7 protein-coding genes and 1 pseudogene are annotated in these 5,893 nt (G+C 64.9%); all 8 read right to left on the reverse strand.

The genetic code is table 11. The features are described from left to right. Positions 1-292: DsbA family protein (locus AYR66_RS15720; protein ID WP_170942314.1), on the reverse strand; the 292-nt coding region annotated here is incomplete at its 3' end. Positions 293-316: 24 nt separating this feature from the next. Then, positions 317-520, reverse strand: a complete 204-nt coding sequence (locus AYR66_RS15725) for a DUF1289 domain-containing protein (protein WP_088708285.1) — start codon at positions 518-520, stop codon at positions 317-319. Further along, positions 520-1,017 (reverse strand): YbaK/EbsC family protein, encoded by a 498-nt coding sequence (locus AYR66_RS15730; RefSeq protein WP_088708286.1) that lies wholly within the window; start codon positions 1,015-1,017, stop codon positions 520-522. Before AYR66_RS15730 ends, AYR66_RS15725 begins: the two co-directional genes overlap by 1 nt. Positions 1,018-1,032: 15 nt before the next feature. Next, the gene (locus AYR66_RS15735; protein WP_088708287.1) at positions 1,033-1,632 is read right to left on the reverse strand and encodes a uracil-DNA glycosylase family protein; all 600 of its coding nucleotides are present in this window, start codon (positions 1,630-1,632) and stop codon (positions 1,033-1,035) included. Further along, positions 1,610-2,518, reverse strand: coding sequence for a hydroxymethylglutaryl-CoA lyase (locus AYR66_RS15740; RefSeq protein WP_088708288.1), 909 nt, complete (start codon positions 2,516-2,518; stop codon positions 1,610-1,612). Before AYR66_RS15740 ends, AYR66_RS15735 begins: the two co-directional genes overlap by 23 nt. Positions 2,519-2,532: 14 nt before the next feature. Then, positions 2,533-4,548 (reverse strand): acetyl/propionyl/methylcrotonyl-CoA carboxylase subunit alpha, encoded by a 2,016-nt coding sequence (locus AYR66_RS15745; protein WP_088708289.1) that lies wholly within the window; start codon positions 4,546-4,548, stop codon positions 2,533-2,535. A gap of 70 nt (positions 4,549-4,618) precedes the next feature. Next, a complete protein-coding gene (bioB, locus tag AYR66_RS15750) occupies positions 4,619-5,650 on the reverse strand; it encodes a biotin synthase BioB (protein WP_088708290.1) in 1,032 nt (343 codons plus the stop codon). A gap of 14 nt (positions 5,651-5,664) precedes the next feature. Next, positions 5,665-5,893, reverse strand: a pseudogene (locus AYR66_RS28935) (dethiobiotin synthase); the annotation flags it as partial.

The following is a 5,893-nucleotide window of genomic DNA, read 5'->3' on the forward strand; positions in this document are numbered from 1 at the left end:
CGCTGCCGAGCGCAATGCACAGGCGCAGCAGCGGCAGGGGATTGAAGGGATGGTGTGCGGGCATCGTCATCGGGATGCCGTTCTCGTACGCGAGCCACGCGCAATGCTCGAAGGTCCAGGTCCGCTTCGGCACGATCTCGGCCGGTCCCTTGTTGTCCCAGTGTGCGAGCAGGCCGGCGAACAGGACGGGGCGGAAAGTGATTTCCACGTCGTCCGGCAGGGTGTGCAGGAGTTCGCTCTGCAGGTAGGAGAAGGGGGAGATGAAGTCGAAGTACCAGTCGAGTTTTTTCATAGCGAAGCTCCGTTCAGTTCTACTCTATCCAAACAGCGCGTCCCGCCTGCGCCTGATTTCCACCCACACCTGCCGCTTGCGCTCCTCGCTCGCCGTGCTCCACTGCGCGATCTCTTCAATCGTGCGGAAACATCCCTCGCACAAGCCGGTCCGCTGATCCATCTTGCAGAGGCTGATGCAGGGAGAAGGCGCGTTGCCCGAGTCGCCGGCGGGATCGAAATCGACCATCACGCCCGCAACGCCACATCAACGACAGGCGCGCCAGTCATCGCAACCAGCTGCTGCGGCGTCAGGTTGAACACCGCATGCGGATGACCGGCCGCCGCCCATACGCTGCCGTATTGCATCAGATCCTCGTCGATCAGCATCACCGTCTTTTCCACATGGCCGATCGGGCACACGCCGCCGATCGCGTAGCCGATGCGCGTCTTCACGAATTTCGCATCCGCGCGTCCGAGCGGACCGACGATGGACGCCACCTTGTGCTCGTCCACGCGGTTGATGCCGCTGGCGACAACCATCACCGCCGCGTCGTCGGCGAGGCGGCGGAAGACGATGGACTTGGCGATCTCGGCCACGCTGCAGCCGAGCCCCGCAGCAGCCTCGGCCGATGTCTTGCCGGTTTCGGGCAGCATCACGACGGGCTTGTCATGGCCGATGCCGGCCAGCAGGTCGGCCACGCGTTGCGCGGTATCGGGCAGTTTTTCCTGGGTTTGGTCTTGCATGTTTTCTGTTCGTTGTCAGTCGTTCAAAGCGGAGGCAACGCAGCGGCGCAATGCCGGCAGCACCGCCTGCCCGAACCAGGGGTTGGACTTCCACCACGCCTGGTTGCGCGGACTGGGGTGCGGCAGCGGGAAATACGACGGCAGGTAGTCTTCATACGCCGCCACGGTTTCCGTCAGCGTCGCCTTGCCATTTTCCCGCAAATAGAATTCCTGCGCATGGCGGCCGATCAGCAAGGTCAGGCGGATATCGGGCATCGCCGCCAGCAGCGGCGCATGCCATGCGGGCGCGCATTCGGTCCTGGGCGGCAGATCGCCGCTCTTGCCCTTGCCCGGATAGCAGAATGCTGTCGGCACGATGGCGATGCGGCGCTCGTCATAGAACACGTCGCGCGAGATACCGAGCCAGTCGCGCAAGCGTTCGCCCGACGGATCGTTCCACGGAATGCCGGTTTCATGCACGCGCCGCCCGGGCGCCTGTCCGACGATCAGCAGCCGCGCTGTCCTGCCCGCCTGCACGACCGGACGGGGCCCGTGCGGAAGGTGCTGTTCGCACAGGCGGCAGTCGCGGACTTCCCGCAACAGCAGTGGAAGTTTATCCTGCGCGCTTCGCGGCAATCGCATTCCCCGCGCGGCTTACCGCCTTGCGGCCGAGGTGCTTCGAAATGAACTGGCCCGCGTCGACCACCTTGTCGAGGTCGATGCCGGTTTCGACACCGAGGCCGTTCATCATGTACAGCACGTCTTCCGTCGACACGTTGCCGGTCGCGCCCTTTGCATACGGGCAACCGCCCAGCCCAGCCACCGACGAGTGGAAGGTCGACACGCCGACTTCCATCGCCGCGTAGATGTTCGCCAGTGCCTGCCCGTAGGTGTCGTGAAAGTGGCCGGAGAGTTGCGCGAGCGGGAATTCCTTCGCCGCCCGCTCCATCACTTTCTGCACGTGGCGCGGCGTACCGACGCCAATGGTGTCGGCGATGTCGATCTCGTCGCAGCCGAGGTCCTTCAGGCGGCGCACCACATCGGCCACGCTTTCCGGCGACACTTCGCCCTGGTAGGGACAGCCGAAGGAGCAGCTGATGCTGCCGCGCAGGCGAATGTTGTGCTGCTTGGCGGCTTGCGCGACATCGCGGAAGCGCTCGATCGATTCGGCGATCGAGCAGTTGATGTTCTTTTGCGAGAAGGCTTCGGACGCGGCGCCGAAGATCACCACTTCATCTGCCTTGGCGGCGAGCGCGCCTTCGAAGCCCTTCATGTTCGGCGTCAGCGCGGAGTAGATCACGCCCGCCTTGCGCGTGATGCCGGCCATCACCTCGGTGGAGGTGGCCATCTGCGGCACCCACTTCGGCGAGACGAAGGATGCGGCTTCGATGTTGATGAAGCCGGCATCCGTCAGGCGGTCGACCAGTTCGATCTTGACCTCGGCGGAGATGGTTTCCTTTTCGTTCTGCAGGCCGTCGCGCGGGCCGACTTCGACGATTTTGACTTTGGTGGGGAATGCCATGTTTCGCTCCTGTATCAGGCCGCCTTGAACGCCAGCAACTGCGCGCCTTCCGCCACCTGGTCGCCGACCGCATACAGCAAGTCCTCGACCGTGCCGCTGGCCGGCGCCGCAATCGTGTGCTCCATCTTCATCGCTTCCATGATCAGCAGCGGCGCACCCTTCTCGACAGACTTGCCCTTGTCTACCAGCACCGCCACGATCTTGCCCGGCATCGGCGCAGTCAGGCGGCCGCCTTCGGCTTCGGACTCGCCGGCATGCGCGAGCGGGTCGTTGTAGTGCAGCGGGTAATGCGCGCCGCCGGTAAACACATGGAACATTTCGCCGTCACGCACCACGGTGCCGCGCACTGTCGCGCCGTCGATCTTGATCACGAGGTGCTTGCCTTGGCGCTCGACCAGCGTCATCGCCGCCGTCACCGCGCCCTGTGCGATCGACCAGCCCACATCGTTGTAGCCGACGGTGACCGGATAGGCGCCGGATTCATCCGAATAGGCGAGCGTGCGCAGCAGCGTGCCGTTCATGCGCCAGCCGCTGGTGCTCGCCCACGGGTCGTTGGCGGCGGCGCCGGCGGATTGTTCGGACACCAGCAGCGAGGCGGCGGCGAGCGCCAGCACCGGCAGTGCGGTCTGCTTTTGCTGCGGGAACAGTTCCGCATGGTTGCGTTCGATCAGGCCGGTGTCGAGGTCGGCGCCGGAGAAGGGCTTGCTCTCCACCAGGCGCTTGAGGAAGGCGACGTTGGTGGCGAGGCCGACGATCTGGTATTCCGACAGCGCCTGCGCCATGTGCGCCAGCGCTTCCTCGCGGTCCTTGCCCCAGACGATCAGTTTGGCGATCATCGGGTCGTAGAACGGCGAAATCGCATCGCCTTCGCGCACACCGGAATCGATGCGGATCGCGGCCGGGTCGTTGCCCGCGCTGCCCTTGCCGAGTTCGAAATTGACCGCCGTCGGGGTGTGCATGTGGCGCAGCGTGCCGATCGACGGCAGGAAGCCCTTCTCGGGATTCTCAGCGTAGATGCGCGCTTCCAGCGCATGGCCGTGGATGGTCAGTTCTTCCTGCTTCTTCGGCAGGGTTTCGCCGAAAGCGACGCTCAATTGCCATTCAACGAGATCGGTGCCGGTGATCATTTCGGTCACCGGGTGTTCCACCTGCAGGCGAGTGTTCATTTCCATGAAGTAGAACGAACCGTCCTGGTTGGCGATGAATTCCACCGTGCCCGCACCGACATAGCCGACGGCTTTCGCTGCTGCAACGGCGGCTTCACCCATCGCGCGGCGGCGCTCGGCGGTCATGCCGGGCGCAGGCGCTTCTTCCAGCACCTTCTGGTGGCGGCGCTGCACCGAGCAGTCGCGCTCGAACAGGTACACGCAGTTGCCCTTGGTATCGGCGAACACCTGGATCTCGATGTGGCGTGGACGGGTCAGGTATTTCTCGACCAGCACCTTGTCGTCGCCGAAGCTGTTGATCGCTTCGCGCTTGCAGGATTCGAGCGCGGCCTTGAAGTCGGCGCTCTTCTCCACGATGCGCATGCCCTTGCCGCCGCCGCCGGCGCTGGCCTTGAGCAGCACCGGGTAGCCGATGCGGTCGGCCTGCCCCTGCAGGAAGTCGGCGTCCTGCGTGTCGCCGTGATAGCCGGGCACCAGCGGCACGTCGGCCTTTTCCATCAATGCCTTCGCCGCGGACTTGGAGCCCATTGCGCGGATCGCCGATGCCGGCGGGCCGATGAAGGCGATACCGGCCTTGGCGCAGGCTTCGGCGAAGTCTTCATTCTCGGACAGGAAGCCGTAGCCGGGGTGGATCGCCTGGGCGCCGGTGGCGAGCGCGACTTCGATGATCTTGTCGGCACGCAGGTAGCTTTCCTTGGCCGGCGCGGGGCCGATCAGGACGGACTCGTCGCAGACGGCCACATGCTTGGCATTGGCGTCCGCTTCCGAATACACGGCAACGGTCTTGATGCCCATGCGGTGGGCGGTGGCGGCGACACGGCAGGCAATCTCGCCGCGGTTTGCAATCAGGATCTTGGTGAACACGCTGACTCCTTTGGTGCTGTCCCCCGATTGTGTCGAGGGACGCTGGTCGTTGTTATAGGGGGTGTTTCCTTTACTGCGTCACATCACACTTCGGCTCATGCTGCGTATGCTTCACGCGCATGCCGAGTTTTTCCAGCAACAGCTGGTCCGCTTCCACATCCGGATTACCGGTGGTCAGCAGCTTGTCGCCGTAGAAAATCGAATTCGCGCCCGCCACGAAGCACATCGCCTGCACCGCTTCGCCCATTTCGCGGCGGCCGGCCGACAGGCGCACGCGCGCCTTGGGCATCGTGATGCGCGCCACCGCGATGGTGCGCACGAACTCCAGCGGGTCGATCTTTTCCGTGCCGTGCAGCGGCGTGCCCTCGACCTGCACCAGGTTATTGACCGGCACCGATTCCGGATACGGATCCATGTTCGCGAGTTGCGCGATCAGGCCGGCGCGCTGGCGGCGCGATTCGCCCATGCCGACGATGCCGCCGCAGCAGACCTTGATGCCGGCATTGCGCACGCGCTCCAGCGTGTCGAGGCGGTTCTGGTAATCGCGCGTGGTGATCACGTTGTTGTAGAACTCGGGCGCGGTGTCGAGGTTGTGGTTGTAGTAGTCGAGGCCAGCCGCCTTCAGGCGTTCGGCCTGGCCTTCGCCCAGCATGCCGAGCGTCACGCAGGCTTCCATGCCGAGGTCCTTCACGCCGCGCACCATGGCCTCGACGTGGTCGAGATCGCGGTCCTTCGGCTCGCGCCAGGCGGCACCCATGCAGAAGCGCGTCGCGCCGTGTTCCTTGGCCTTGCGGGCGGCGTCGAGCACGGTTTCCAGTTCCAGGATCTTCTGCGCCTTGACGCCGGTATCGTAGCGCGCGGCCTGCGGGCAGTAGCCGCAGTCCTCGGGGCAGCCGCCGGTCTTGATCGACATCAGCGTCGCGAGCTCCACTTCCTGCGGGTCGAAGTTTTCGCGGTGGACCTGCTGCGCGCGGAACAGCAGGTCGCTGAACGGCAGGTTGAACAGTTCCACGATCTTGTCGACCGGCCAGCGCTGCGCGGCGATTTCGCGCAGCTTGGCGGGAGTCGGGACTTGCTGGAAGGAGATCGGTTGCGCAGACATATGCTTCCTTTGCATCAAAGTGAAACGGGCCGGGGCCAGCCCGGCAAGCTTGAAAAATCGAGATGGGGCGCCGCCAGCGCCGGTTGCGGCGACGGCAGGCGCGGAATGGTGCCGAGGAACGGCGCCTGCAGGCGCTCGGTCAGCGCGACGACGTTGTCCACGCCGTAGCGCATGCCGGGATCAACCACGTTGGCGACCCAGCCGGCGAGCGTCAGGCCGCGCGCCGCAATGGCATCGGCGGCG

This window comes from Noviherbaspirillum denitrificans, from assembly GCF_002211445.1.
In the GTDB taxonomy this organism is placed as follows: Bacteria; Pseudomonadota; Gammaproteobacteria; order Burkholderiales; family Burkholderiaceae_D; genus Noviherbaspirillum; species Noviherbaspirillum denitrificans.

Excerpts from the sequence above, each read along its gene's own strand:
- bioB (WP_088708290.1), bottom strand. The coding sequence starts at position 5,650 with ATGTCTGCGCAACCGATCTCCTTCCAGCAAGTCCCGACTCCCGCCAAG.
- AYR66_RS15725 (WP_088708285.1), bottom strand. The coding sequence starts at position 520 with ATGGTCGATTTCGATCCCGCCGGCGACTCGGGCAACGCGCCTTCTCCC.
- AYR66_RS15740 (WP_088708288.1), bottom strand. The coding sequence starts at position 2,518 with ATGGCATTCCCCACCAAAGTCAAAATCGTCGAAGTCGGCCCGCGCGAC.
- AYR66_RS15730 (WP_088708286.1), bottom strand. The coding sequence starts at position 1,017 with ATGCAAGACCAAACCCAGGAAAAACTGCCCGATACCGCGCAACGCGTG.